Annotated in this window: 23 protein-coding genes; 17 read left to right on the top strand and 6 right to left on the bottom strand. The window is 69.3% G+C overall.

The features are described from left to right. Positions 1–104: 104 nt before the first annotated feature. Positions 105–3,695, bottom strand: a complete 3,591-nt coding sequence (gene dnaE, locus BOX37_RS09365; RefSeq protein WP_071927306.1) for a DNA polymerase III subunit alpha — start codon at positions 3,693–3,695, stop codon at positions 105–107. A 305-nt stretch (positions 3,696–4,000) separates the two neighbouring features. Between dnaE and BOX37_RS09360 the strand changes: the two genes are divergently transcribed. The 11 genes from BOX37_RS09360 to BOX37_RS09310 all read left to right on the top strand — a co-directional run bounded on the left by BOX37_RS09360 (position 4,001) and on the right by BOX37_RS09310 (position 15,154). Beyond that, positions 4,001–5,182, top strand: coding sequence for a sensor histidine kinase (locus BOX37_RS09360; protein ID WP_071927305.1), 1,182 nt, complete (start codon positions 4,001–4,003; stop codon positions 5,180–5,182). A 21-nt stretch (positions 5,183–5,203) separates the two neighbouring features. Next, a complete protein-coding gene (locus BOX37_RS09355) occupies positions 5,204–6,004 on the top strand; it encodes a LytR/AlgR family response regulator transcription factor (RefSeq protein ID WP_071927304.1) in 801 nt (266 codons plus the stop codon). A gap of 82 nt (positions 6,005–6,086) precedes the next feature. After that, entirely contained in the window at positions 6,087–6,452 is a 366-nt protein-coding gene (locus BOX37_RS09350) for a hypothetical protein (RefSeq protein WP_071927303.1), read from the top strand. A gap of 260 nt (positions 6,453–6,712) precedes the next feature. Beyond that, on the top strand, positions 6,713–8,467 hold the full coding sequence (locus BOX37_RS09345) for a sodium/solute symporter (protein ID WP_071931324.1): 1,755 nt from the start codon (positions 6,713–6,715) through the stop codon (positions 8,465–8,467). A gap of 151 nt (positions 8,468–8,618) precedes the next feature. Continuing rightward, positions 8,619–8,975 carry a DUF485 domain-containing protein gene (locus BOX37_RS09340; protein ID WP_071927302.1) on the top strand — a complete coding sequence of 119 codons (357 nt, stop codon included), beginning with the start codon at positions 8,619–8,621 and terminating at the stop codon, positions 8,973–8,975. After that, the gene (locus tag BOX37_RS09335; protein ID WP_071927301.1) at positions 8,972–10,597 is read left to right on the top strand and encodes a solute symporter family protein; all 1,626 of its coding nucleotides are present in this window, start codon (positions 8,972–8,974) and stop codon (positions 10,595–10,597) included. Before BOX37_RS09340 ends, BOX37_RS09335 begins: the two co-directional genes overlap by 4 nt. A 75-nt stretch (positions 10,598–10,672) precedes the next feature. Beyond that, complete coding sequence (acs, locus tag BOX37_RS09330; RefSeq protein WP_084759511.1) at positions 10,673–12,616, top strand: acetate--CoA ligase; 1,944 nt, start codon at positions 10,673–10,675, stop codon at positions 12,614–12,616. A 23-nt stretch (positions 12,617–12,639) separates the two neighbouring features. Further along, entirely contained in the window at positions 12,640–13,272 is a 633-nt protein-coding gene (locus BOX37_RS09325; protein WP_338039850.1) for an LON peptidase substrate-binding domain-containing protein, read from the top strand. Between the two features lie 234 nt (positions 13,273–13,506). Continuing rightward, positions 13,507–14,163, top strand: coding sequence for a hypothetical protein (locus BOX37_RS09320; RefSeq protein ID WP_071927300.1), 657 nt, complete (start codon positions 13,507–13,509; stop codon positions 14,161–14,163). Next, the gene (locus tag BOX37_RS09315; RefSeq protein ID WP_071927299.1) at positions 14,153–14,713 is read left to right on the top strand and encodes a DUF6529 family protein; all 561 of its coding nucleotides are present in this window, start codon (positions 14,153–14,155) and stop codon (positions 14,711–14,713) included. The genes BOX37_RS09320 and BOX37_RS09315 overlap by 11 nt, the downstream gene beginning before the upstream one ends. Positions 14,714–14,728: 15 nt before the next feature. Next, positions 14,729–15,154, top strand: a complete 426-nt coding sequence (locus BOX37_RS09310) for a Rieske (2Fe-2S) protein (protein ID WP_071927298.1) — start codon at positions 14,729–14,731, stop codon at positions 15,152–15,154. 8 nt (positions 15,155–15,162) lie between these two features. On the opposite strand, the gene BOX37_RS09305 is transcribed toward BOX37_RS09310, so the two are convergent. Beyond that, positions 15,163–15,630, bottom strand: a complete 468-nt coding sequence (locus BOX37_RS09305) for a VOC family protein (RefSeq protein WP_071927297.1) — start codon at positions 15,628–15,630, stop codon at positions 15,163–15,165. Between the two features lie 140 nt (positions 15,631–15,770). On the opposite strand from BOX37_RS09305, the gene BOX37_RS09300 reads away from it, so the two are divergent. Continuing rightward, entirely contained in the window at positions 15,771–16,631 is an 861-nt protein-coding gene (locus BOX37_RS09300; RefSeq protein ID WP_071927296.1) for a TIGR03619 family F420-dependent LLM class oxidoreductase, read from the top strand. 9 nt (positions 16,632–16,640) lie between these two features. Here BOX37_RS09300 and BOX37_RS09295 read toward each other — a convergent pair whose 3' ends face one another. Together BOX37_RS09295 and BOX37_RS09290 are read right to left on the bottom strand one after the other, a co-directional pair. After that, complete coding sequence (locus BOX37_RS09295) at positions 16,641–17,342, bottom strand: hypothetical protein (RefSeq protein WP_240505283.1); 702 nt, start codon at positions 17,340–17,342, stop codon at positions 16,641–16,643. Further along, positions 17,339–18,292 carry a hypothetical protein gene (locus tag BOX37_RS09290; protein ID WP_071927295.1) on the bottom strand — a complete coding sequence of 318 codons (954 nt, stop codon included), beginning with the start codon at positions 18,290–18,292 and terminating at the stop codon, positions 17,339–17,341. The genes BOX37_RS09295 and BOX37_RS09290 overlap by 4 nt, the downstream gene beginning before the upstream one ends. Before the next feature lie 86 nt (positions 18,293–18,378). Here BOX37_RS09290 and lspA point away from each other — a divergent pair, with 86 nt between their 5' ends. The 3 genes from lspA (at position 18,379) to BOX37_RS09275 (ending at position 20,699) form a co-directional block, all read left to right on the top strand. After that, on the top strand, positions 18,379–18,987 hold the full coding sequence (gene lspA / locus BOX37_RS09285) for a signal peptidase II (protein WP_071927294.1): 609 nt from the start codon (positions 18,379–18,381) through the stop codon (positions 18,985–18,987). Between the two features lie 73 nt (positions 18,988–19,060). Then, a complete protein-coding gene (locus tag BOX37_RS09280) occupies positions 19,061–19,987 on the top strand; it encodes an RluA family pseudouridine synthase (protein ID WP_071927293.1) in 927 nt (308 codons plus the stop codon). Next, positions 19,980–20,699, top strand: coding sequence for a hypothetical protein (locus BOX37_RS09275; protein ID WP_240505282.1), 720 nt, complete (start codon positions 19,980–19,982; stop codon positions 20,697–20,699). The genes BOX37_RS09280 and BOX37_RS09275 overlap by 8 nt, the downstream gene beginning before the upstream one ends. Positions 20,700–20,827: 128 nt before the next feature. Here the strand turns inward: BOX37_RS09275 and BOX37_RS09270 are convergent, their stop codons facing one another. Together BOX37_RS09270 and BOX37_RS09265 are read right to left on the bottom strand one after the other, a co-directional pair. Continuing rightward, positions 20,828–21,646 carry a PhzF family phenazine biosynthesis protein gene (locus BOX37_RS09270; RefSeq protein ID WP_071927292.1) on the bottom strand — a complete coding sequence of 273 codons (819 nt, stop codon included), beginning with the start codon at positions 21,644–21,646 and terminating at the stop codon, positions 20,828–20,830. 80 nt (positions 21,647–21,726) lie between these two features. Further along, the gene (locus BOX37_RS09265; RefSeq protein ID WP_071927291.1) at positions 21,727–24,150 is read right to left on the bottom strand and encodes a cation-translocating P-type ATPase; all 2,424 of its coding nucleotides are present in this window, start codon (positions 24,148–24,150) and stop codon (positions 21,727–21,729) included. A 35-nt stretch (positions 24,151–24,185) separates the two neighbouring features. Between BOX37_RS09265 and rarD the strand changes: the two genes are divergently transcribed. Together rarD and BOX37_RS09255 are read left to right on the top strand one after the other, a co-directional pair. Further along, positions 24,186–25,112: an EamA family transporter RarD gene (rarD, locus tag BOX37_RS09260; RefSeq protein ID WP_071927290.1), complete on the top strand. Its 927-nt coding sequence runs from the start codon at positions 24,186–24,188 to the stop codon at positions 25,110–25,112. Between the two features lie 93 nt (positions 25,113–25,205). Further along, positions 25,206–26,135: an ADP-ribosylglycohydrolase family protein gene (locus BOX37_RS09255; protein ID WP_084759509.1), complete on the top strand. Its 930-nt coding sequence runs from the start codon at positions 25,206–25,208 to the stop codon at positions 26,133–26,135. Positions 26,136–26,295: the final 160 nt, after the last annotated feature.

Here is a 26,295-nt window from a genome sequence, read left to right as displayed (position 1 = left end):
CGTCTCTCGACGCTAGCCCGTCGTCCGCCGGGCGGCCATCATCACCGGCCACAGGGGTGTCGGCGCCGGCCGGTGGGCCACCACGACCGACCGCCACCCCTGATTCAGCCCAGGCAGCCCGGGCCGAGGAGGGCCTTCAGGTCGCCCATGAGAGCGGAGGACGGGGAGACGCGCCAGCTGTCGTCGAGTTTGAGCAGGGTGGTCTTCTCGCGGGCACCGACATGGCGGACGTGCACGTCGGAGGTGCCGGGGTGGCGGGACAGGACCTTCTTGAGTTCGCCGATCTTGTCGGGGGTGCACATGCGGGTGGTCATGATGACCGAGAGCGGTTTGGCGACACCGATGGCCGAGAGGTCCGGCACCACCAGGTCGTTGGCGATCAGCGAGACGCGATCGTCGCGGACCGAGACCCGAGCCTTGACCAGCACCACGGCGTCCTCGACGACGTCCATGCCGTACACCTGGTAGGACTGCGGGAAGAACAGGACTTCCACGCCACCGGTGAGATCTTCGAGCTGGGCCGAGGCCCAGGCCAGGCCGTTCTTGTTGATCCGGCGGTTGACCGAGGCCAGGATGCCGCCGATGGTGACCTGGGCGCCGTCCTTGACATCGCCTTCCAGAATGGCCGGGATCGGCGTGTCGACCTGGGCGGCCAGCACGTGCTCCACGCCGTTGAGCGGATGCCCGGACACGTACAGGCCCAACATCTCTCGTTCGAGGGCGAGCTTGTGCTTGGTCTCCCACTCGTCGTCGGGCACCTTGACATCGAAGACCGAGGCCATCGACTCGTCGCCGTCGTCGAGGCCGCCGAACAGGTCGAACTGGCCGATCGCCTCGGCCTTCTTGGTCGACATCACCGCGTCGATGGCGTCGGAGTGGATCAGCAGCAGGCCCTTGCGGGGATGCCCGAGCGAATCGAATCCGCCTGCCTTGATCAACGATTCGGTGACCTTCTTGGTACAGGCGATCGCGTCGATCTTGTTCAGGTAGTCGGAGAAGTCGGTGAACTTCGACTTCTCCTTGCGCGCGGCGATGATCGAGGACACCACATTGGCGCCGACATTGCGCACCGCGCCGAGGCCGAAGCGGATGTCGGTGCCGACCGAGGCGAAGTTCAGTTCGGACTCGTTGACATCCGGGGGCAGCACGGTGATGCCCATCTTGCGGCAGTCCGACAGGTAGACCGCGGCCTTGTCCTTGTCGTCACCGACGGAGGTGAGCAGACCGGCCATGTACTCGGCGGGGTAGTTGGCCTTGAGATAGGCCGTCCAGAACGAGACGAGGCCGTAGCCCGCCGCGTGCGACTTGTTGAACGCGTAGCCGGCGAACGGGAGGATGGTGTCCCACAGCGCCTTGATGGCCGGCTCGGAGAAGTCGTTGGCGAGCATGCCGTCGCGGAAGCCGGCGTAGGCCTCTTCCAGCACCGACAGCTTTTTCTTACCCATCGCGCGGCGCAGGATGTCGGCCTGACCGAGCGAGTACCCGGCCACCTTCTGCGCGATCTGCATGATCTGCTCCTGATAGACGATCAGGCCGAAGGTGTCGGCCAGGATCTCCTTCAGAGGCTCTTCGAGCTCGGGGTGGATGGGTTTGACTTCTTGGCGGCCGTTCTTGCGATCGGCGTAGTCGTTGTGGGCGTTCATGCCCATCGGGCCGGGGCGGTACAGCGCGAGCACCGCGACGATGTCACCGAAGCCGGTGGGCTGCATGCGACGCAGCAGGTCGCGCATGGCGCCGCCGTCGAGCTGGAACACGCCGAGGGTGTCGCCGCGGGCGAGCAGTTCGTAGGTGGCCGGGTCGTCGAGCGGCAGGCGATCCATGTCGAGATCGATGCCGCGGTTGGCCTTGATGTTCTCCAAGGCGTCACCGATGACGGTGAGGTTGCGCAGACCGAGGAAGTCCATCTTCAGCAGGCCGATGGCCTCGCACGACGGGTAATCCCAGCCGGTGATGATGGCGCCGTCCTGGGCGCGCTTCCACACCGGGATGGCGTCGGTGAGCGGCTCCGAGGACATGATGACCGCGCAGGCGTGCACGCCCGCGTTGCGGATCAGGCCCTCCAGGCCCTTCGCGGTCTCGTAGATCTTGGCGATGTCGGGGTTGGAGCCGATGAGCTCGCGCACCTCGGCGGCTTCCTTGTACCGCTCGTGCTCGGGATCGGTGATGCCCGAGACCGAGATGTCCTTGGCCATGATCGGCGGCGGCAGCGCCTTGGAGATCTGGTCGGCGATGGCGAAACCGGGCTGGCCGAACAGGACTCGCGCGGAGTCCTTGATCGCGGCCTTGGTCTTGATGGTGCCGAAGGTGATCACCTGGGCGACGCGGTCGCTACCCCACTTCTCGGTGGCGTAGCGAACCATCTCACCGCGGCGACGATCGTCGAAGTCGATATCGATATCGGGCATCGACACGCGCTCGGGGTTGAGGAACCGCTCGAAGAGCAGACCGTGCGGGATCGGGTCGATATTGGTGATGCCCATCGCGTAGGCGACCAGCGAACCGGCGGCCGAACCACGACCGGGGCCGACGCGGATGCCGACCTCGAGCGCGTGCTTGATCAGGTCACCGACGACGAGGAAGTAGGCGGGGAAACCCATTTCGCAGATGACGTTGAGTTCGAAGTCGGCGCGGTCGAGGTATTCGCGCGAGGGACCGTCCGGGAAGCGGCGATCGAGACCATCGAGAACTTCCTTGCGCAACCAGCTGGCCTGGTCGTGGCCTTCCGGCACCGGGAAGATCGGCATCCGGTCGCGGTGTTCCCAGACTTCGTCGTACGGCTGTACGCGCTCGCCGATGAGTTCGGTGTTGTCACAGGCGCCGGGGACTTCGGCGTCCCAGATGGCGCGCATCTCCGCGGCGGACTTGAGGTAGTAGCCGTCGCCGTCGAACTTGAACCGGGTGGGGTCCGACAGCGTCTTGCCGGTCTGGATGCACAGCAGCGCTTCGTGATTGACCGACTGGTCCTTGGTGACGTAGTGGCAGTCGTTGGTGGCGATCGGCGGGATGCCGAGCTGCTTGCTGATATCGATCAGGCCCTCGCGGACCCGGCGCTCGATGGACAGACCGTGGTCCATCACCTCGAGGAAGAAGTTGTCGGCGCCGAAGATCTCCTGCCACTTCGCGGCGGCTTCGAGCGCTTCGCGTTCGTGGCCGAGGCGCAGGCGGGTCTGCACCTCACCCGACGGGCAGCCCGTCGTGGCGATGATGCCCTCGGCGTGCTGGGCGATGATCTCCTCGTCCATGCGCGCCCACTTGCCCAGCTGGCCCTCGATCGAGGCGAGACTCGACAGCTTGAACAGGTTGCGCAGGCCGGTCGCGTTCTCGGCGACCATGGTCATGTGGGTGTAGGCACCCGAACCCGAGACGTCATCGCCCTTCTGACCCGGATCGCCCCACTTCACACGCTTGGTGTCGAACCGCGAACCCGGCGCGATGTAGGCCTCGATGCCGATGATCGGCTTGATGCCCGCCTTCTTGGCGCTGTTGTAGAACTCCGAGGCGCCGTACATGTTGCCGTGGTCGGTCATGCCGACGGCGGTCATCCCCAGCCGCTCGGCCTCCGCGAAAAGAGGCGAGATCTTCGCCGCCCCGTCGAGCATGGAGTACTCGGTGTGGTTGTGCAGGTGAACGAACGATCCGGACGGTGCCAAGATGGTCCTTCCTCCCAGGGTGTCGACGGGGGTTGGCCTAGGCATTCTAGGCATGTGGGTCCGACAGGTTTTCGCGTGCCACACGGGCGTCCCGGCCCTGCCTCGGCCTCGTCCGGCGTGTCGTGGTGAACGTCACCGGCGAGTTCTCGGTGACGGCCGATTCCGTCGGGTTTCGACGTGCCCGGGTCGGCGCGAGCGTTCGGCGTCCGCGATCGTCGGTGCCCGGGATCGGCCTGCGGCGATAATCGGCGGATGCCCACACTGCGTGACCGACCTGTCCTCGGCCGACTCGATGAACGGTTGTCCCTGGGTCGCGATCGGTTCCTGGCGCGGGCCGACAGGAGGTCGCGGTGACGACCGCGGTGGTGGCGTTGACGTGCGTGGTGATCGTCGTGGTCGCCGCGTGGCTGGTGTGGCGGCGGACCCAGCGGGTGGTGACCACGCCCGCGCAGCGGGCTGTACATCAGGCGTTGCACACCGCGTCGTTGGCGGCGGTACCGTTGCGGCGGGGGTTGACCGAGGAGTCGGCGCGGGAGGCGGCGCCGCAGCTGCGGGCGTTGGCGGGAGCCGAGGCGCTCGGGGTGGTCGATGCCGAGGCGACGTTGCTGGCGTGGGATGGACCGCGGGCGGGGATGATCGAATCGTTCGTCGAGGCGGCGCGGCGGGCGATCGCCGATGAGCGGGCGGTGCTGGTGGCCGGTGAGGAGCACTCGCTGATCGCGCAGCCGCTGGTGATCGATACCGGGGCCGCGGTGGGCGCGCTGGGGATGGTGACCAGCGGGAAACCGGGCCCCGGGATGCTCGGGGCGGCCGGGGAGGTGGCGCGGTACGCGTGTGGGCAGTTGGAGCTGGCCGAGCTGGATGCCGCGCGAGCACGGGTGGACCGGGCGGAGTCGCGGGCGTTGCGGGCACAGATCAGTCCGCATTTCATCTACAACGCGCTCAATACGATCGCCTCGTTCGTGCGGACCGATCCCGACCGTGCGCGGGAGCTGATTCTCGAGTTCGCCGACTTCACCCGGTATTCGTTCCGGGCCGCGGGCGAGTTCACCGTGCTCGCCGACGAGCTGCGCAACATCGAGCGGTATCTGGCGCTCGAGCAGGCCCGGTTCGGTGACGCCCTGGATGTTCGCCTGCGCATCGCGCCCGAGGTTCTCGGCGTGGTTCTGCCGTTCCTCGCGCTACAACCACTGGTCGAGAACGCGGTGCGGCACGGCCTGGCCGGTGGTGGTCGCGGTGGGCAGCTGAGCATTGTCGCCAGTGACGCGGGCACCGACTGCCTGATCAGTGTCGAGGACGACGGCATCGGCATGGACCCCGAGTTGCTGCGCTCGGGCGCGCTCGACGCCGTCGACACCGGCTCCGGTCCCGCCCGCACCGGTGAGGCGGCCCACGTGGGGCTGGCCAATGTGGACGACCGCCTGCGCGCCGCCTTCGGCAACGACTACGGGCTGGTGGTGGAGACCGCACCGGGCGCGGGCACCAAGGTCAGCATGCGGGTCCCGAAGTTCCGAGCCGGAATACGCGCCTGACCCGGTTACGATGGATGGGCTGTGACCTGGACCACCGATGAACCTTCGACCGCGCTGCGGGTGCTCGCCGTCGACGACGAGAAACCGGCACTCGACGAACTGGTGTATCTGCTGAGCACCCAGAGCGGGGTCGGCGAGATCCATCGGGCCGGTGAGTCGACGAGTGCGCTGCGGCTGTTGCGGGCGCATCCGATCGACGCGGTGTTCCTCGACATCGATATGCCCGGTCTCACCGGGATGGAGCTCGCGGGCATCCTCTCGGAGTTCGCCGAGCCGCCCGTGGTCGTGTTCGTCACCGCGCACGACGATCACGCGGTGGCCGCGTTCGATCTCGGCGCGGTGGACTATCTGCTCAAGCCGTTGCGCGGGGCGCGGCTGGCCGAGGCGGTGCGGCGCATTCTCGCCGCCAGGACCGCGCCGGTGCCCGCCGCGCCACCGCCGCAGCCGGCACATCCGAGCGAGGTGATCCCGGTGGAACTCGGCGGTGTCACCACCCTGGTGCACCGCGCCGATGTCGCCTGGGTCGAGGCCGACGGCGACTACGCGCGCCTGCACACCGGCACCGGCTCGCATCTGGTGCGCATCCCGCTCTCGGCCCTCGAATCCCGGTGGGAGGATGCGGGTTTCCTGCGGGTACACCGGTCGTACCTGGTGGCCTTGCGCCTGGTCACCGGGTTGCGCAGCGCGGGATCGGGCACTGTGGTGTGCCTGCGTGCCGAGGGCGCGACCGGTGCGGTGGAACTTCCGGTGAGCAGGCGGCAAGTGCGCGAACTCAAGCAGCGACTCGTCCACGGGCCACGCCAGAACTGGACGCAGCGATGATCGGACGAAGGCACCCGGCACGCGACTGTGCTGTGCGGACACAGTGGCTCGGGTACCGCCCGAGTGCGAACAGGCCACTACGGTGACCGGCCCACAGCGACCGCCACGCGAGCGGGTCGTGCTCGCGCAGCGGCGTGGCGCGCGGCAGGTACGGACCCGGACCGAAGTGGTCGAGCAGACCGATCTCGGTGCAGCGCTCATCGGTGGCCTGATTCGGGCGCAGCTGGGTCTTGCGCTGCGGCTCGCCCTGGTGACGGTGGCCGGGTTCGGCGCGCTGCCTTTGCTGTTCGGCATCGATGCGATCGCCGAGGCCACCGTGCTCGGTATCCGCCTGCCCTGGCTGGTCCTCGGCTTCCTCGCGTTCCCCGCGCTGTACGCGGTGGGTCGGCTGTACGTCCGGCTCGCCCAGCGCAACGAGGACGACTTCCTGGAACTGGCCGGGGACTGACACGTGCGTCCCCACCCGCCCCGCACCGATTCGCCCGCCCCACCGCCGGCACACCTGCGCGATGACGCCCACCCCTGCGGCACCCGACACGGTCGCCGATCCCGTTCGAACCCGAACCACCGTCCGGCACACGACTCGTTCGCGGTATCGACCCGCTCTCGTCCACGGTGCGCCGCGGCCCGTTTCACGATCGGCAGTTCCGCTCCGGTGCCCGCGACGCTGCTGTCCACCCCCGCGGGTTCGTGGCCAGGGATCGGCCGATGAGCACCGACAACCCCGCACTCACCATCGCCGCGCTGTTACTGGCCGCGCTCGCCACGATCGGCATCGGGTTCTACGGAGTTCGCCTCTCGCGCACCACCTCCGATTTCCTCGTCGCCTCCCGCACGGTGGGTTCACGCTGGAACGCGGCCGCGATCTCGGGTGAATACCTGTCCGCTGCCTCGTTTCTCGGGGTCGCGGGGCTGATCGCCAAATACGGGGCCGATGCGCTCTGGTACCCGGTCGGTTTCACCGCGGGCTATCTGGGCCTGCTGATGTTCGTCGCCGCACCGCTGCGCAGGTCCGGCGCCTACACCGTGCCGGACTTCGCGGAGTTCCGGCTGGGGTCGATTCGGCTGCGGCGCATGGCCGCCGGGCTCGTGGTGCTGGTGTGTGCGGTGTATCTGATTCCGCAGTTCCAGGGCGCGGGGCTGACTCTGCACATTCTGCTGGGGTTGCCCGCCTGGGTGGGGGCGGTGGCGGTGGGGGCGATCGTGCTGGTGAACGTGATCGGCGGCGGGATGCGGTCGGTGACGCTGGTGCAGGCCTTCCAGTACTGGTTGAAACTGACGGCGGTGGCGATTCCGGCACTGGTGCTCGGCCTGCACTTCTTCGCCGACGAACGCCAGGTCGGAACCGCGGCGCCGCCGATGGTCGAGCAGCGGACCACCGTCGACATCTCCACCGATGTCGTGGTGCACCTCGACGTCTCACAGGTGGTGACGATCACCGGCACCGTCGACGGGCGCACCGAGAACGGGCCGGTCGTGCTGTCCCCCGGCGACCACACGCTGGCCAAGGGCACCGAGTTGATCCTCGAACCGGGCTCGGCGGTCCCGGTGGTGGCGGGCGCACCGGCCGACGGCGCGAGCTGGGTGCGCTCGGGCGGCGGATTCGGCGGCGAACATCCCCGGTACCAGGTGTTCTCGCTGATGGTGGCCACTTTCCTCGGCACCATGGGGCTGCCGCACGTCCTGGTGCGCTTCTACACCAACCGCGACGGCGCCTCGGCGCGACGGACCGCGCTGACCGTGATCGGCCTGGTCGGCGTCTTCTACCTGTTCCCGGTCCTGCTCGGCGTGTTCGCCCGCCTCTACGTGCCGCAACTGCTGATCACCGGCGCCTCCGACGCCGCGGTGGTCCTGCTGCCCGGCGCGGTACTCGGCGGACTGGCCGGGCAGCTGCTGGCCGCGCTCGCCGCCGCCGGGGCGATCGCGGCCTTCCTGTCGACCTCATCGGGATTGCTCGTCAGCCTGGCGGGCGTGCTCAGCACCGATGTTCTGCGTGGGCGGATCCGGGATTTCCGCGCGGCCGCGCTGGTCGCCGGAGTGGTCCCGCTCACCCTGGCGCTGGCCGTCGCGTCACTGGACCTGTCGCGCACCGTCGCGCTCGCCTTCTCGGTCGCCGCGTCGACCCTGTGTCCGCTGCTGGTGCTCGGCATCTGGTGGCGCGGGCTCACCGCGGCGGGAGCCGCGGCCGGCATGCTCACCGGCGGCGTCACCGCGGGCGGGGCCACCGTGCTGGCCGTGCTGGGCGGAGTCTCCCCCGAGTGGGCCGATGGTTGGCCCGCGGCGATCATCGACTATCCGGGCGCGGTCAGCGTGCCGCTGGCGTTCGCGGTGACGATCCTGGTCAGCCTGCTGACCACCGGCCAGGATCAGCGCACCGTCGCCGGGGTGTTCCTGCGGATGCACGCACCCGAACGGCTCGGGATGAGCGCCGATCGCGACCCGGAAACCCCCGTCGACCGCTGAGCTCGCACCGACCGTTCGTCGCACCGGATCGACCGTTCACCGCACGAGCGGCCACCTTCACCGAGTGACCCATGACACATCGTCCATGGGCGGACCCGGCGACCTACCGTCATCTCCACGCACGACCCCCCTCACGTCAGGACCACCGAGCATGACCGAAACCGACATCGAAGCCGCCCCGCCCGGGCGCACCCCGAGTGCCGAAGAATTCCTCGCCGTGCAGGCGAGCCCGCAGTTCCAGGACCTGCGAAACCGGCTGCGCCGCTTCGTTTTCCCGATGACCGCGCTGTTCCTGCTGTGGTACCTGAGCTATGTGTTGCTCGGCGCGTACGCGCACGACTTCATGGCCACCGAAGTCTTCGGCAATGTCAACGTCGGCCTGCTGCTCGGCCTCGGGCAGTTCGTCTCCACCTTCCTCATCACCGGGCTCTACGTCCGGTTCGCCAACCGTGAACTGGATCCGCGCGCCGCGGCCATCCGCGAGTACCTCGAGGAGGATCGCGCATGAGCACGCTCGCCGCGGGATCGACAGTGGGCAACCCACTCGCCAATATCGCCATCTTCGGCTTGTTCGTCGTGGTCACCATGGTCGTGGTGATCCGGGCCAGCCGCAACAACGCCACCGCCGCCGACTATTTCACCGGCGGTCGTGGGTTCTCCGGCCCGCAGAACGGCGTCGCCATCGCCGGTGACTACCTGTCGGCGGCCAGCTTCCTCGGCATCGCCGGCGCGATCGCCGTCTACGGCTACGACGGGTTCCTGTATTCGATCGGGTTCCTCGTCGCCTGGCTGGTGGCGCTGCTGCTGGTGGCCGAAATGCTGCGCAACACCGGCAAATTCACCATGGCCGACGTGCTCAGCTTCCGGTTGAAGGAAGGCCCGGTGCGCACCGCGGCCGCGCTGACCACGCTGACGGTCTCGCTGTTCTACCTGCTCGCGCAGATGGCGGGCGCGGGTGGTTTGGTCGCGCTGCTGCTCGACATCTCCAGTCGCGCGGGGCAATCGCTGGTGATCGCGGTCGTCGGCGTACTGATGATCGTCTATGTGCTGGTCGGCGGGATGAAGGGCACCACCTGGGTGCAGATCATCAAGGCGGTGCTGCTGATCGCGGGCGCCGCGTTGATGACGGTGCTGGTGCTGGCCAAGTTCGGCTTCAACTTCTCCGAGATGCTCGGCGCCGCGCAGCTGGCGGTCAGCGGATCGGCCAGCGAGGCGGTCGCCGCCCGCGATGTCCTCGCACCCGGCGCGCAGTACGGCGGCAGCGAGATGTCGAAGCTGAACTTCCTGTCACTGGGTCTGGCGCTGGTGCTGGGCACCGCGGGTCTGCCGCACGTGCTGATGCGCTTCTACACGGTCCCGACCGCGAAGGAGGCTCGCCGCTCGGTGGTCTGGGCGATCGCGCTGATCGGCGCCTTCTACCTGTTCACCCTGGTGCTCGGCTACGGCGCGGCGGCCATCGTCGGCCCGGACCGGATCCTCGCCGCGGCGGGCGGACAGAACTCGGCGGCGCCGCTGCTGGCGTTCGAACTCGGTGGTGTGATCCTGCTCGGCGTGATCTCGGCGGTCGCGTTCGCGACGATCCTCGCGGTCGTGGCCGGTCTGACGATCACCGCCTCGGCCTCGTTCGCACACGACATCTATGCCAGCGTGCTCAAGAAGGGCAAGGTCGACGAGCTCAAGCAGGTCCGGGTCTCGCGGATCACCGCGGTGGTGATCGGTGCGCTCGCGATCGGGCTCGGCATTCTCGCCAACGGCCAGAACATCGCGTTCCTGGTGGCGCTGGCCTTCGCGGTGGCGGCGGCGGCGAACCTGCCGACGATCCTGTACTCGCTGTTCTGGCGGCGTTTCAACACCACCGGCGCGCTGTGGTCGATGTACGGCGGCCTGATCTCGACCATCGTGCTCATCGTGTTCTCCCCGGCCGTGTCCGGTACGCCGACCTCGATGATCACCGGGACCGATTTCCACTGGTTCCCGCTGTCCAATCCCGGCATCGTCTCCATTCCGCTGGCCTTCGCGCTCGGTATCATCGGCACCTTCGCTGGTGGCCGGGACGAGCAGGTCAAGGCCGCGGAGATGGAAGTGCGGGCCCTGACCGGCGTCGGTGCGGAGAAGGCGATCTCGCACTAGCGCTACCCCTGCCCGTGCCGGTGGCGTCCGCCACCGGCACGGGCCAAGCCTCGTTTGTTTCGAAGGAGATTTCTTGTGACCGGTGCAGTGACCGACCCCACCCGGCCCGACCACGCGAACGCCTACCCGCCCGCCGCGGAGTTCGTCGCGCGGGCCAATGCCGATGCCGCGCTCTACGAGCGGGCCACGACCGATCGCGACGGTTTCTGGGCCGAGCAGGCCAACCGGCTGCACTGGCACACACCGTTCACCGAGGTGCTGGACTGGTCCGATGCCCCCGTGGCGCGCTGGTTCGCGGACGGCGAGCTCAATGTGGCCTACAACTGCGTGGATCGCCACGTCATCGATGGGCACGGCGACCAGGTCGCCATCCACTGGGAGGGTGAGCCGGGCGATTCGCGCGCGATCACCTACAGCGACCTGCTCGACGACGTGTCCAGGGCCGCCAATGCTTTCACCGCGCTGGGACTGGTCGCCGGGGACCGGGTGGCCATCTACATGCCGATGGTGCCCGAGGCGATCGTCACCATGTTGGCCTGTGCCCGTTTGGGTCTCACGCATTCGGTGGTGTTCGCCGGCTTCTCGCCGACCGCGCTGCGCCAGCGGGTCGACGACGCGCAGGCCCGCTTGATCGTGACCACCGACGGTCAGTGGCGCCGGGGCGCGGCGGCACCGTTGAAGTACGCGGTCGACGAGGCACTCGGTTCGGACCCGACCTCGGTGGAGCACGTGCTGGTGGTGCGCCGGGTGGGTCTCGATGTGCCGTGGACCGAGGTGCGTGACCTGTGGTGGGACGAAACCGTCTCCCTCGCTTCGCCTTCCCACGAAGCACAACCCTTCCCCGCCGAGCATCCCTTGTTCATCCTCTACACCTCCGGCACCACCGGAAAACCCAAGGGAATCCTGCACACCACCGGCGGCTACCTCACCCAAACCGCCTACACCCACCACAACGTCTTCGACCACAAACCAGGCCAAGACATCTACTGGTGCACCGCCGACATCGGCTGGGTCACCGGACACAGCTACATCGTCTACGGACCACTCGCCAACCGCACCACCCAAGTCGTCTACGAAGGCACCCCCAACTCACCCAACGAACACCGCCACTTCGAGATCATCGAAAAATACGGCGTCACCATCTACTACACCGCACCCACCCTGATCCGCACCTTCATGAAATGGGGACGCGAAATCCCCGACACCCACAACCTGAGCTCACTACGCCTACTCGGATCCGTCGGCGAACCCATCAACCCCGAAGCCTGGCGCTGGTACCGCGACGTCATCGGCGCCAACCAGACCCCCATCGTGGACACCTGGTGGCAGACCGAAACCGGCGCCATCATGATCTCGCCGCTGCCCGGCGTCACCGCTACCAAACCCGGCGCCGCCACAGCACCGCTGCCGGGCATCTCGGCGAAGGTCGTCGACGATGACGGCACCCCACTCGGCAACGACGAATCCGGCCTGCTCGTCCTCGACCAGCCGTGGCCGTCCATGCTGCGCGGAATCTGGAACGACATGGACCGCTACCGCGAAACCTATTGGCAGCGGTTCGCTTCCGAAGGCTGGTACTTCGCCGGTGACGGCGCCAAGCTCGACGCCGACGGCGACCTGTGGATACTCGGCCGGGTCGACGACGTCATGAACGTCTCCGGGCACCGCATCTCCACCGCCGAGGTCGAATCCGCGCTCGTCGGGCACCCGGCGGTCGCCGAAGCGGCGGTGGTCGGCGCCGCCGACGACACCACCGGGCAGGGCATCGTTGCGTTCGTCATCCTCACCGGATCGGCCGCGCCCGGTGACTCCCTGGTCACCGAGCTCAAGGCCGCGGTGTCGCTGGAGATCAGCCCGATCGCCCGCCCGCGCGAGATCCACCTCGTGCCGGAACTTCCCAAGACCCGCAGCGGCAAGATCATGCGCAGACTGCTGCGCGACATCGCCGAGGGCCGCGAACTCGGCGACACCTCGACCCTCGTCGACCCGACCGTGTTCGAGGCGATCGCCAAGAAGTGACCGACACCGGGCATGCTGTGACAGTGCAGATTCCCATGTTCCCGCTGGGCGCGGTGCTGCTGCCCGGTGAGCCACTGTCGTTGCAGATCTTCGAACCGCGCTATGTGGCGCTGGTCGAGGACTGCCTCGACGGCAGCCGCGAACCGGAGTTCGGCGTGGTGCTCATCGAACGCGGGCACGAGGTCGGCGGCGGTGAGGTGCGCACCGACATCGGCGTCGTCGCCCGGATCATCGATGTCGTCGAGCTGTCCGGTTCCCGGTTCCGGCTGCGGTGCGTCGGCACCGATCGAATCCGGGTCGACGAGTGGCTCCCCGACGCCCCCTACCCCCGTGCCGACACCAGGATCTGGCCGGACGAGATCGGCGCCGACGACGCCGATCTGGTGGACGACCTGCGCAAACGCGCCGACCGGCTGCACACGCTCACCGCCCAGCTGGCTCGGCGCTCTGGTATTCACCGCCCCCCGCCGTCGGCCTCGCTGGAGAATCTCGCCGACGATCCGACCGTCCGCTCCTACGAACTGGCTGCGCGCCTGCCGATCGGCCCCACCGATCGGCAGGCGGCCCTGGCGGCTCCCGACCCACGCGCCCGCCTGGCATCCCTGGTCACCGCGGTCGACGACGCGATCGCCATGATGGAATTCCGGCTGCAGTAAAGCGGGTTCGGCCACGGTCGCCACGTCGACCGGATGCGCCGGTCAGCAGGAGTGCAGTTCGGTTCCACCGAGTTCGACGCGGTGGCGTTCGCACCGTGCGCGAAAAAGACTTGGGCGGGGATCGAACCGGCGCGGGGGCCGTTCCGTTGAACTCAGCAGGACCGGGCACGCGATGGTGCGAAGGACCCGGTCCCGGGCGCGAAATACCGCGGCCATGAGGGAGGAGATTCATCGATGAGCAGACTGGGCCCCTGGTTGACCCTGGCGGCGGTAGGCGTGCTCGGAGGCACGCTGCTCGCCGTCACAATGGCACAGGACACGACAACATCCACGGAAGCGAGCGCGCCGGCAGCGGCAGGCAGCACACCTGCCACAGCGCCGACCACTGTGCAGAACACCACGGCCGCAACACCTTTCCCTGCCAGGGCCGACTACATCGGGTCAACCCCGCTGGCGTCCGGCGCAACCCTCACCCTGGCGATCACCGTCGAGGACGGGAAGGCGATCGCCTACGCCTGCGACGGGGTCGGCATCGAAAGCTGGCTGGACGGGCCCGCCGAGACCGGAGCGCTGCGGCTGACCGGTAAGAACGCGGCTACCTTCGACGGAGCCTTCGATGGCAGCGCGGTCACCGGATCGCTGGCGATCGGTGACAAGCAGTGGACGTTCACCGCCGCGCCCGTACAAGCCCCGGCCGGGCTCTATGTCTATGAGGCCGGCGGCGTGCGGCAGAGCTGGATCACCGACGGCGCGGGCCGCGTCACTGGGGTGCAGCGGGCCGCCGACGGCACCACCGCACCGGCACCGGCACTGCGCCCGGACGGCACCGCGACCGTAGCGGGCGCCGAGGTGACCGCCACCAAGGTGAGCGGAGCAGACCATGTCGGCTGACCAGCGGACCGCGCGCCCGGACGCGACCCTCGGACTGATCCTGGCCCTGCTGGCCGGCGCGGCGGTGTCGGTGGCACTGGGCGTGTACGGAAAGATCCACGAACCCCAGTTCTTCGCCGTCAATGTGGCCGGGTTCTCCAGTCCCACCGCGGTGAAAGCCTGGCTGGCCACGGCGGTGTTCGTGCTGGTGATCGGCCAGCTGTTCTCCGCGCTGCTGATGTACGGCAAGCTGCCCGGCCTGACCGCGCCGTCGTGGACCGGTGTCGTGCACGTGTGGTCGGGCCGGGCCGCGGTGCTGCTCAGCGCGCCGGTCGCCGTGCACTGCCTGTACGCGCTCGGTTTCCAGGACGGCACGGCCCGGGTGTACGCGCATTCGGTGCTCGGCTGCTTCTTCTATGGCGTCTTCGTCGCGAAGATGCTGCTCCTCACGCGAAAAGGGCTGCCCGGCTGGGCTGTTCCCGTCGCGGGCGGATTGACCTTCGCGGGCCTGACCGGCCTGTGGCTCACCTCGTCGCTGTGGTTCTTCCAGAACAACGGCCTCACCTTCTGACAACGGAGCGCAACGATGACAAGCAACGAGATCCGGATCGACCGCAGAACCGCCGTCGTCGGGGTCGGCGCCATCGCCGCCGCGGCGACCCTGGCGGGCTGTAGCACCTACGGCAACACCAACGGCGGCGCGGCCGAGGTGACGCCACCGGCGGACGGGCCTGCGGGCGCGCTCGCCAAGACGGCCGACGTACCGGTGGGCGGTGGGGTGATCGCGGGCGACACGGTGATCACCCAGCCGACCGCGGGCACCTTCGTCGGCCTGTCGGCCACCTGCACCCACGCGGGCTGCAAGGTCGCCGAGATCGCCGACGGCACCATCAACTGCCCGTGCCACGGCAGCCGCTTCGGGCTCGACGGCAGCGTCAGCGGCGGGCCGGCCACCCGGCCACTACCCGCGAAACCGGTACGGGTGGAGGGCGATTCGATCGTGCGCGGCTAGCCAGTGGCTCAGCCCGCGTCCATCATCTCCGCCATTCGCCGCTGCATCTCCGCTTCGGGCACGTCCTCGATGTGGGTCGCCACCGTCCAGCGGTGACCCCACGGGTCCTCGAACGCGCCGCTGCGGTCGCCGTAGAACTGGTCGGTCATCGGGGTGATCTCGGTGGCGCCCGCGGCGATCGCGGCGGCGAAGGCGGCGTCGGCGTCGGCCACGTAGACCATCAGGTTGACGGGGGAACCGCCGACGGTTTTCGGGTCGAGGAAGCCGATCTCGGGGACCGGGTCACCGACCATGAGGACGGACTCGCCGACGAGCAGTTCGCAGTGCATCACGGTGCCGTCGGGGCCGGGCATGCGCATGCGTTCGGTGGCGTCGAAGATCGCCGTGTAGAAGGCGATCGCGTCGGTGGCACCCGCGCAGGACAGGCCGGGACAGATCGCAGGGTAACCAGCGGGAAGGGGGGAAACATCAGACATCGGATACCTCCGTGTCGCGGTTGATGCTCGGACGCTGTCGAGCCTATTCCCCTTGCTCGGTCGGGGGAAGGCCTTCCGGCGAGCCGAAAAGGCTGGTAGAACTTGTTTCAGTTTTTGCTGTCTATCCGGAGGGCCGGGACGTGCGGTACGGGGTTGTTTTGTTCACCAGTGACCGGGGCATCACGCCCGCCGATGCCGCGCGGGCCGCCGAGAACGCGGGGTTCGACGCGTTCTACGTCCCCGAGCACACCCATATCCCGGTGGTACGCGCCGCGGCCCATCCGCAGACCGGGGACTCCTCGCTGCCCGACGACCGGTACCTGCGCACCCTCGATCCCTGGGTCGCCCTCGCCACCGCGGCCGCGGTCACCGAGCGGATCACCCTGTCGACGGCGGTGGCGCTGCCCGCCGAGCATCATCCGATCACCCTCGCCAAGACCATCGCCTCGCTCGATCACCTGTCCGGCGGCCGGGTGGAGCTGGGCGTCGGGTTCGGCTGGAACACCGACGAACTCGCCCACCACGGGGTGGATCCCAAGAAGCGGCGCACCGTGCTGCGGGAGAACCTCGGCGCGATGCGGGCGCTGTGGTCGCAGGAGGAAGCCGAATTCGCCGGTGACTTCGTGAATTTCGGGCCCAGCTGGTCCTGGCCGAAGCCGGTGCGCGCCGGGGTGCCCGTGCTGCTCGGCGCGGGCGGCACCGAGAAGTCCTTCGGCTGGTTGGCCAAGAACGCCGACGGCTGGATCACCACCCCGACCGAGGGCGAACTCGGCGACAAGATCGACCTGCTGCACCGGGTCTGGCGCGAGGCCGGCCGTGAGGGCACCCCACGGGTGATCGCGCTCGCCGGGCGCCACAACAGCGCGCAACTGGCGCAGTGGGCCGAGGCCGGGGTCACCGAAGTGGTGTTCGGCCTGCCGGACCGCTCGGCCGAGGAAGTGCTCGGCTACATCGCCCATCTCGGCGGAAAGATCGCGCCGCCGGTGCCCGCCAACGGCTGAGATCGCCGCTCAGGCACGGAGTTTTCGGACCTGGGCCGCGGTGAGGTCGGTCAGGACGCCGGGGTCGACGGTTTCCGGCGCGGTCACGGTGACCTGGACCAGAGTGTTGCCGACCTGGACCAGGGCGGTGGCAGAGGTGAGGGTCAGGCCGTCGCTGGACGCGGTCAGCAGGAAGGCCGAACTCGCGTCGCCCGCGGGCGGTTGCGGTAGGTCCTCGGCGCGGTAGTCGATCCGTACGCCCGCGTCGTCACCCGAGTAGGTGGTGCAGCGGCGAGGCTGGGCCTGCAGCGCGTCGAACGCGGCGGCCAGCGAGGTCTCGGGATAGCTGGCGGCGTCGATGTCGATGGTGGCGAAGCTCGGACCGGCGAACTGTACCGACGCGGCGGCCGCCGAACCGGGCCATTGCTGCGCGATCGGCGTCAGCAGGCGCGCGCAGTCCGCCGGTTCGGTCAAGGCGATCGGCGGGACGGGCGATGAGTCGGGCCCGGTGCGCGGTGGAACGACCGCGAAGTCGCCGGGAAGATCGTCCGCCGCGAGCAGGCCCGCCGCGAGCCGATCCGGATCGCGCACGACCTCGCCGGATCCCGGCGCGGCGGCGGGAGCGGGGCTGAACGGCGCGCCGGAGTCGTCGGAACCGCAGGCGGCCACCATGCTCAGCGCGGCGCACGCCGAGGCGGCCGCGCTCGCGCGCAGCAGAGCCGAACGCATCATTCGGCCCAGGACACGCGGGTCGACTGGGTCTGGACGAGGGTGCTCGCACTGTAGGAATCGCGGTAGGTCTGCTGACCACCGACCTCGATGGTGCCCGAGACCGGCAGCGGGAGACCGAGATCGACGGTGATCGTGCCGACGCCCTCCATGACGTAGCCCTCGATGTCGAGTGCGCCCGCGTCGTTGGGCAGCAACCAGACCGAGTCCGTGGGGGTCTGGCTCACCTGCAGATCGATGGTGAGCCGGTCGCCGTCGCGGCCGACCAGGGTGGCCGTGGTGACCTGGTCGAGACTGACGCCGCCGTTGATCTCCTGGTGCACCGTCCACACCGCGCCGACCCCGACCGGTTCGTCGGGGAACGCGATCGAGCGGTACACGGCCTGATAGAAGGCTTGTTCGAGGGCGGCGCGCGCGGTATTCGGGGTGTCCGGCGACGGGGCGAGGCGCAGCTCGGTGATGGCGCCGAAATCGCTCATCCCCAGTCCCGCCTGCGAGCCGTCGGCGGCGGTGAACGCCTTGTTCAACGCGGGATCGGGGGTGGTGACGGCGCCGAGGACGAGGTCGACCCCGTCGGTGCCCGCCGAGGCGGTCATCGGAATGGTCAGTGCCGCGGGCGAGAGGTCGCGCGCGGGCTGGTCGTTGACCTGCTGCTGGATCCGGTAGTCGGTGCGCAGCGTCACCTCCTGGCTGGTGCCCACGGCGTAGCGCGGCCGCAGCAGCTCGCGCGGCTCGTCGCCGGGCGAGACCAGCGTGGTGGCCGCGGCCGAGATCGGCACGGTCACCTGCTTGCCGATGCCGAGCGGCTCGAGGCCCTCGACCTCGGCGGGCGACGGCGACCGATCGGCGCACCCGGCGCCGAAGGTGGCGAACCCGAGCACGAGCGCCACGACCAACACCCCGGGGCGCGCGATACGGGGTAAGCGGGAACCAGACAACACCGTCACAGCCATCAGCGTACGACCGCTTCCTGAGTAACAGCTGGGACTCCCCCGGCACCGCGACGCGCGCCCGATCACCACTAGGGAATGATGGACGCGTGAGTGAAGACCGGCCATCCGACAACGCCGCCGTCCCCGAGACGGGCGACGACACCGCCGCACCGGCGACCGATGCCGCCGACGAGACGAAACTCGCTGGTCGCCGACGGTTGCCGCTGCTGCTGATCATCGCCGCCGTGCTGTTCGGGCTCGACCTGCTGACCAAGTGCCTCGCCGTCGCCCTCATCGAGCCCGGCGAATCGGTGCCGATCATCGGCGATTTCGCGCGCTTCACCCTGGTGCGCAATCCGGGCGCGGCGTTCTCGATGGCGACCGGCATGACCTGGCTGCTGACGCTGATCGCCGTCGCGGTGGTGATCGGGGTGATCCGGATCGGACGCACCTTGCGGTCACTGTGGTGGGCGATCGGGCTCGGCATGGTGCTCGGCGGCGCGCTCGGCAACCTGGTGGACCGGTTCTTCCGCTCCCCCGGTCCACTGCAGGGCCATGTGGTCGATTTCGTCGCCATCGGCTGGTGGCCGGTCTTCAATGTGGCCGACTCGGCCATCGTGTGCGGGGCGATCCTGTTGGTCGCGCTCACCGTCTTCGGTTTCGAACCGGACGGCACCCGCAGCGGTCGCAAAAACACCAGCGAGGAGTCCGCATGACCGAGTCAGGGCCCGGAGGAGGCAGCTCGAGTAACCACGGAGGGCCCCTCGGGCAGGCGCGAGGGGATACAGCGTGAGAGAAACCAGAACAATGCCCGTGCCCGACGGACTGGACGGGATGCGGGTCGACGCCGGCCTGTCCCGGCTGCTCGGACTGTCGCGCACCGCGGTCGCCGCGCTGGCCGAGGAGGGGTCGGTGCAGATCGACGGGACCGCCGCGGGCAAGTCCGACCGGCTCACCGCGGGCGCCTGGCTGGAAGTGATCTTCCCCGAACCCCAGCGGGAAGTGACCATCGAGGCCGCGCCGGTGGACGGGTTGAACATCCTCTACGCCGACGACGACATCGTGGCCGTCGACAAGCCGATCGGCGTCGCCGCGCACCCCGGGGTCGGCTGGACCGGGCCGACCGTGGTCGGCGGGCTGGCCGCGATGGGCTACCGCATCTCCACCTCCGGCGCACACGAGCGCCAGGGCATCGTGCACCGGCTCGACGTGGGTACCTCCGGGGTGATGGTGGTCGCCCAGTCCGAACACGCGTACACGGTTCTCAAGCGCGCCTTCAAGCAGCGCACGGTCGACAAGCAATACCATGCTCTCGTGCAGGGACACCCCGATCCGAGCAGCGGCACCATCGACGCGCCGATCGGGCGGGCGCGCGGCAACGCCTGGAAGTTCGCGGTGACCGGCGATGGCAGGCCCAGCGTCACCCACTACGACACGATCGAGGCGTTCCAGTCCGCCAGCCTGCTCGACGTCCACCTCGAGACCGGCCGCACCCACCAGATCCGGGTGCACTTCTCCGCGGTGCGTCACCCGTGCGCCGGTGACCTCACCTACGGCGCCGACCCGACACTGGCCAAGCGCCTCGGCCTGGAGCGGCAGTGGCTGCACGCGCGCCAACTCGGGTTCAACCATCCCGCCGACGGTCGCTGGCTAGAGATCACCAGCGAGTACCCCGCGGATCTGGCGGGTGCCTTGGACGTACTACGCAATGCCTGACGACCCGCGGTCGTCGCAGCCGGTGCCGGACACGGTCCCGGACGACGATCGCGGGGAGCGCCTGCTGCGCAACGCGGTGTTCCTCGGCGGTGCGGTGCTGCTGGGGGTGGTCGTGGTGGTCCTCGGGATCATCAATCCGCGCCCGTCGATGGGGGTCGCGACCGATCGGCTCGGTCCCGCGCCGGGCGAACGGGTCGACGACTACCTGAACGAGGCGCGCGCGTCACTCGACGGCGCCGACACCGCGCCCCGCTGGGCGCTGGTCTCCTACAGCGAATACCTGACGCCACAGCAGATCCCGGCCGCCGTCGACGGCCTGCGGATCTCCGGGGTGATCCAGCACGTGCCGATCGACCGCGTGCAGACGCCGGTGATCACGGTCGGTACCCCCGCCGGTGACATTCCCGCGCTGAACTCCGCCGGCTCGGCGGCCGGACTGCTCGCCGCGCAACGCCAACCGGATCAGCGCACCACCGACATCGCCCGGATCAGCGAGGCCCGCCTGCGCGCCGGCTGCGCCTGCGCCGCCGGCGTCGTCGTGCGCGGCACCCTCCCCGAACTGCGCGAGCTGGCGAGCCGACCGGGCGTTCGCGCGGTCCAAGCCCTTCCCGCCGACGCCATCGCAGGCCGCTTCGCCGTCGCCCCCTTGCTCCCCGGGACGATCGGCACGGTCGCCCCCACTCCCGACGACGGCCCGGTCCCGGCCGAATAGTCCGTCACCGCACCGGATCCCCGTGATCGGGAAAGCCACGCACGCTGCGTGCGCAGGCCCTCGCCGACCTTCCGCGCGGGCGGGCCCGGTCTCGGCGCACGGGGCTCGCCGGGACCGGCACGCACCGATCAGTCCGGCAGGGTGACGACGCCGTCGAGGTAGCGGCGGCAGCGCCCCAGGAGCAGGACGCGGTCGTCGGTGAGTTCGGCGCGCAGGGTCCCGCCGCGACGGGAGAGCTGACGGGCGGACAGGGTGGTGCGGCCGAGGTCGCGGCACCACAGCGGGATCAGCTGGGCGTGGGCGGAACCGGTGACCGGGTCCTCTGGGAGGCCGATGCCAGGGGCGAAGAACCGGGAGACGATGTCGGTGGCGGTGCCGGGTGCGGTGAGGATCACGCCGCGGCGCAGGACCGGAAAGGCCCCGAAATCCGGTGTGGCATCGCGTACCTCGGATTCGGTGGCGACGACGATCACCTCGTCCTGGCCGGTGTGCGCACCCACCGGGTTGACGCCGAGGGCGGCGACCAGCGCCGGGTCCGGTTCGACCTGCACCGAAGCGAGGGCGGGCAGGTCGAGGACGTACTCGTCGTCGACGGTGCGGTCGACGTGCAGCCAGCCGGAACGGGTGTAGAAGCTGACCCGGTCGTGTTCGGGGTGGACGTCCTCGATGATCTGGGTGGCCGCGGCGAGGGTGGCGTGCCCGCACATGTCCACCTCGACGGCCGGGGTGAACCAGCGCAGGTGGAAGGCGGGCCATTCGCCGGGCGGAGCACCGGCGTCCGGGGGTAACTCGGAGGTGTAGAACGCGGTCTCGGCGAGGTTGTTCTCCTCGGCCAGTTGTTGCAGCAGCGCGTCCGGCAGCCAGGTGGGCAGCGGCATGACCGCGGCCGGGTTGCCCGAGAACGGTGCGTCGGCGAACGCGTCGATCTGGTGCAGCAATACCTCCATAGTTCCCAAAGGTACTCCTACACCGAATGTTCTTCCGGCACAAGGGTTCTCGAAGCCAACCCGGCCAGGTCAGCTGCCGGTCAGGCGCCCTGGGCGCCCACGGGGGGCACGAACTTGCCGGGGTTGCCCGACAGCCGCGCCTGTACCCACCACGCCAGTTCGACCAGCACGATGCCGACCAGGCCGCAGATCACCGCGGCGGCGGTGAGGCGCGGGTTGGACGGGTCGAGCTTGAAGAACTCGCGGGTGAACGGAATCGTGAACAGCGCGACGTAGGCCAGCACCGAGGTCGCGATCAGCACCACCTTCCACCACACGTATGGCCGGGCCACCAGGGCCAGCACCCACACCGCGATCATGATCAGCGTGATCAGCGCGGTGGTGCCCGCCTGCACCTTCTGCGTCTCCGAGGCCTCCGGACCCGCGTAGGCGATGAGGTAGGCGACGAACGTCGCGACGCCGATCACCACGCCCGAGGGCACCGCCAAGCGCATCACCCGGCCGACGAAGCCGGTGCGGGCGCGCTCGTTGTTGGGCGCCAGCGACAGGATGAACGCGGGGATGCCGATGGTGAACCACGCCGCGATCGTGACGTGGCGGGGCAGGAACGGATAGCCGATCGGGTCGTAGCCGAAAATCTGCGAACCCACCCCCGCGATGCCGACGAGGAAGGCCAGCAGCACCGAGTAGACGGTCTTGGTGAGGAACAGGTTCGACACGCGTTCGATGTTGCCGATCACCCGACGACCCTCCCCCACCACATAGGGCAGGGTCGCGAACTTGTTGTCCAGCAACACGATCTGGGCCACCGCGCGGGTGGCCGGGCTGCCGGCGCCCATCGCGACGCCGATGTCGGCGTCCTTGAGGGCCAACACGTCGTTGACGCCGTCCCCGGTCATGGCGACGGTGTGCCCGCGCGACTGCAGCGCGCCGACCATGGCGCGCTTCTGGTCGGGCCGGACCCGGCCGAAGGTGGTTTCGCGGTCGAGCACGTCGGCGAGTTCCTCGCGGTCCTCGGGGAGCTTGCGCGCGTCGACGGGATGATCGCCGCCGGGCAGGTCGAGCGAGGAGGCGACCGCGCCGACCGAGACGGCGTTGTCGCCGGAGATCACCTTGATCGAGACCTGCTGGTCGGCGAAGTATTCCAGCGTGCCCTTGGCGTCGGGACGCACCTTCTGCTCGAGCACCACCAGCGCGGCCGGTGTCACCTGGCCGGGCGCGTCGTCGGCGTCGACGGGACGGTCGCCGCGCGCCAGCAGCAGCACGCGCAGCCCGGAGGAGCCCAGCTGTTCGGCGTGCGCGGCCTCGGCGGAGGTGGGATCGAGCAGCACATCGGGGGCACCGAGCAACCAGTCGCCGTGGACGCCGTAGGAGATGCCGCTCCACTTCTTCGCCGAGGAGAACGGGGCGATGGCCGTCTGGTCCCAGTCCGGGGTGTCGGGCAGCGCCTCGGCGATGGCCTGCACGCTGGCGTTGGGACGCGGATCGTCACCAGCCAGGGCGGCCAGCACCGCGCGGACCTGTGCCTCGTCGAAGGAGCCGAGCGGCTCGATCTGCGCCAGGCGCATGCCGTTCTCGGTGAGCGTGCCGGTCTTGTCGGCGCACACCACATCGACGCGGGCCAGGCCCTCGATGGCGGGCAATTCCTGCACCAGGCAGTTGCGCTTGCCCAGCCGGACCACGCCGACCGCGAACGCGATGGAGGTCATCAACACCAGGCCCTCGGGCACCATCGGCACCAATGCGGCGACCATGCCGGTGACCGCGGGCCGCCACTGCTCGCCACTGGAGAACAGCTGGTTGTAGATGCTGAGCAGACCAGCGGGAATGAGCAGGTAGGTGATGAACTTGAGGATCTTGTTGATGCCGGAGCGCAGTTCCGAATGCACCAGGGTGAACTTGCTGGCCTCCTCGGCCAGTTTCGCCGCGTAGGCGTCACGGCCGACCTTGGTCGCCCGGTAGGCACCCGACCCGGACACCACGAAGCTGCCCGACATCACCGGCGCGCCGACGCCCTTGTCGATCGGGTCGGCCTCACCGGTGAGCAGCGATTCGTCGATCTCGAGCGAGGCCGACTCCTCGACCTCGCCGTCGACCACGATCTGGTCACCGGGGCCGAGCTCGATCAGGTCGTCGAGCACCACCTCGCCCGGCGAGACCTGCTCGGCGACGCCGTCACGACGCACCGTCGGCTTGGCCTGGCTCACGATCGCCAGTTGATCGAGGGTCCGCTTGGCCCTGATCTCCTGAATGATGCCGACCGCGCTGTTGGCGACGATGAGCAACCCGAACATGCCGTCGATGATCGAGCCGGTGGACAACACCAGCACCAGCAGTACACCGAGGATGGCGTTGATCCGGGTGAAGACGTTCGCGCGGACGATCTCACCGACCGAACGGCTCGCCCTGGCCGGGACGTCGTTGGTCTGCCCGTCACGGCGACGCTGTTCGACCTGTGCTGCGGTGAGCCCGGCGGCCGCGGGCTCCTGCACGGATATGGACATGCACGTCAGGCTACGTCAGTCGTAACATGGGACGAATGCAGCGCAGCCCCTCGCCACCCGGTGTCGCGTTCGGTGCGGGTGCTTATCTGATCTGGGGCCTGTTCCCGGCGTTCTTCGGGCTGCTGGCGTTCGCCTCCCCCGCCGAGGTGGTGGCCCAGCGCATCCTGTGGACGCTGGTCGTGGTGCTGCTCGCGCTGGCGGTGACCAGGCGGCTGCGCGAGATGCGCGGCATCGACGCGCGGACCTGGCGGTTGGCCGCGGCGGCCTCGGCGGCGATCTCGATCAACTGGGGCACCTACGTCTTCGGCGTGATCTCCGGCAATGTCGTGGAGTGTGCCCTGGGCTACTTCATCAACCCGCTGGTCACGGTGGCCTTCGGTGTCGTGCTGTTCCGGGAGCGGCTGACCAGGGCGCAATGGGTGGCACTGGGGCTGGGCGCGCTCGCGGTGGTGGTGCTCACTGTCGACTACGGTCGCCCCCCGGTGATCGCGCTGATCCTGGCCTGCTCGTTCGCCACCTACGGCCTGGTGAAGAAGGTGATCCGGCTCGACGCGCTGCGCGGGATCGCCGCGGAGGGCATCGTCGCGGCACCGTTCGCCCTGGCCCTGCTGGTCGTGCTGATGGCCACCGACCGCAGCGAGTTCACCTCCAGCCCCGCCCATTTCGGGTTGATGATGGCGACCGGTCCGGTCACCCTGGTGCCGCTGCTGCTGTTCGCCGTCGCCGCCCAGCGCGTGCCGCTGTCGACCATGGGGATCCTGCAGTACCTGACCCCGGCCCTGCAGCTGGCCTGGGGTGTCGCGGTCATGCACGAACCCATGCCCGCGTCCCGTTGGGCCGGTTTCGCGCTGATCTGGGCAGCGCTGGCGGTGTTCACCGCCGATGCCTTCCGCCGGTCGCGACGGACCCGCAGTCGGCTCGTGGTCGAGGCGAAAGACCTCACCGCGCACCAGGAACGGTGAGCGACGCGACAACGGCACGGTGCCATCACGAATGGCGGCGGATCACACTCCGACCGGTAGGCTCGACGGTCGGAGAGCGGGCGCCCGAGAGGGGTGAGTGCTGTGCAGGATGCGGGATTCTCGGATCGGGTCGCCGGCGTGCTGGTCGGCACCGCCGCGGGTGACGCGCTGGGCGCGGGCTACGAATTCACCCGACCGGCACCCGACGCGGTGATCGACATGATCGGCGGCGGCGCGTTCGACTGGGCCCCCGGCGAGTGGACCGACGACACCTCGATGGCCCTGGCGGTCGCCCTGGCCGCGATGCACGGGCCAGGGATCGATCTCGACGCGGTGGCCGCGGGCTTCGTCCGCTGGTACGACTCGAATCCGCCCGACATCGGGAACCAGACCCGACTCGTGCTGTCCGAGCGACCGGGCTCCGCGCGCGCCATGCAGGCCCAGGCGATGTCACTGACCGGCCGGACCGGTGGCAACGGGTCGCTCATGCGCACCGCGCCCGTCGCGCTGGCCTATCTCGACGACGCCGAGGAATGCATCGCGGCGGCGGGCCGGATCGGGCTGCTCACCCACCACGACGAACACGCGGTCGAGGCCTGCAAGCTGTGGACCTACGCCGTGCGCCACGCGGTACTCGAGGCCGATTTCGACGGTGTCCGCAAATACGTCAGCCGCTCATCGCACGCCGAGTTCTGGACCGACCGCCTGGACGAGGCCGAACGCGGCACACCCGATGACTTCGCGAACAACGGCTGGGTCGTGCACGCCCTGCAGACCGCGTGGTGGGCCATCACCACCACCGAAAGCTCCGGCCCCGAGCACCTTCCGCTCGCCTTGGCGGCCTGCGTCCGCGCGGGCAACGACACCGACACCACCGCCGCCATCGCGGGCGGCCTCCTCGGTGCCCGCTGGGGCGCCTCCGCGGTCCCCGCCCCCTGGCGTGCCATCCTGCACGGGTACCCGGGCCTGACCGGCGCCGACCTCCCTGACTTGGCGCTGCGTATCGCCACCAACTGCCGCTGACTCGGGGCAGCTGGACACCGCCAGTTCTTCCGGACCGGCCGGCGCAGATCCTGCCCCGCCCGCGCTCATCAGCCCCCACTCCCGCGGGAGCCTGGACAGTTGCGCACCAGGCAGCGGTGGGGTACCGACCGAGAACGGGCACCACCAATGCCTGCTGATC

The sequence above is a fragment of the Nocardia mangyaensis genome, from assembly GCF_001886715.1.
Taxonomy (GTDB): Bacteria; Actinomycetota; Actinomycetes; order Mycobacteriales; family Mycobacteriaceae; genus Nocardia; species Nocardia mangyaensis.
The sequence above is the reverse complement of the archived record's forward strand: the minus strand, read 5'-3'. Positions and strand labels throughout refer to the sequence as shown.

What these genes read in the sequence shown, in the direction of transcription:
- dnaE (WP_071927306.1), bottom strand. Translation starts at nt 3,695, where the DNA reads ATGCCTAGGCCAACCCCCGTCGACACCCTGGGAGGAAGGACCATCTTG.
- BOX37_RS09345 (WP_071931324.1), top strand. Translation starts at nt 6,713, where the DNA reads ATGAGCACCGACAACCCCGCACTCACCATCGCCGCGCTGTTACTGGCC.
- BOX37_RS09340 (WP_071927302.1), top strand. Translation starts at nt 8,619, where the DNA reads ATGACCGAAACCGACATCGAAGCCGCCCCGCCCGGGCGCACCCCGAGT.
- BOX37_RS09335 (WP_071927301.1), top strand. Translation starts at nt 8,972, where the DNA reads ATGAGCACGCTCGCCGCGGGATCGACAGTGGGCAACCCACTCGCCAAT.
- BOX37_RS09320 (WP_071927300.1), top strand. Translation starts at nt 13,507, where the DNA reads ATGAGCAGACTGGGCCCCTGGTTGACCCTGGCGGCGGTAGGCGTGCTC.
- BOX37_RS09315 (WP_071927299.1), top strand. Translation starts at nt 14,153, where the DNA reads ATGTCGGCTGACCAGCGGACCGCGCGCCCGGACGCGACCCTCGGACTG.
- BOX37_RS09310 (WP_071927298.1), top strand. Translation starts at nt 14,729, where the DNA reads ATGACAAGCAACGAGATCCGGATCGACCGCAGAACCGCCGTCGTCGGG.
- BOX37_RS09305 (WP_071927297.1), bottom strand. Translation starts at nt 15,630, where the DNA reads ATGTCTGATGTTTCCCCCCTTCCCGCTGGTTACCCTGCGATCTGTCCC.
- BOX37_RS09295 (WP_240505283.1), bottom strand. Translation starts at nt 17,342, where the DNA reads ATGATGCGTTCGGCTCTGCTGCGCGCGAGCGCGGCCGCCTCGGCGTGC.
- BOX37_RS09290 (WP_071927295.1), bottom strand. Translation starts at nt 18,292, where the DNA reads ATGGCTGTGACGGTGTTGTCTGGTTCCCGCTTACCCCGTATCGCGCGC.
- BOX37_RS09275 (WP_240505282.1), top strand. Translation starts at nt 19,980, where the DNA reads ATGCCTGACGACCCGCGGTCGTCGCAGCCGGTGCCGGACACGGTCCCG.
- BOX37_RS09270 (WP_071927292.1), bottom strand. Translation starts at nt 21,646, where the DNA reads ATGGAGGTATTGCTGCACCAGATCGACGCGTTCGCCGACGCACCGTTC.
- BOX37_RS09265 (WP_071927291.1), bottom strand. Translation starts at nt 24,150, where the DNA reads ATGTCCATATCCGTGCAGGAGCCCGCGGCCGCCGGGCTCACCGCAGCA.
- rarD (WP_071927290.1), top strand. Translation starts at nt 24,186, where the DNA reads ATGCAGCGCAGCCCCTCGCCACCCGGTGTCGCGTTCGGTGCGGGTGCT.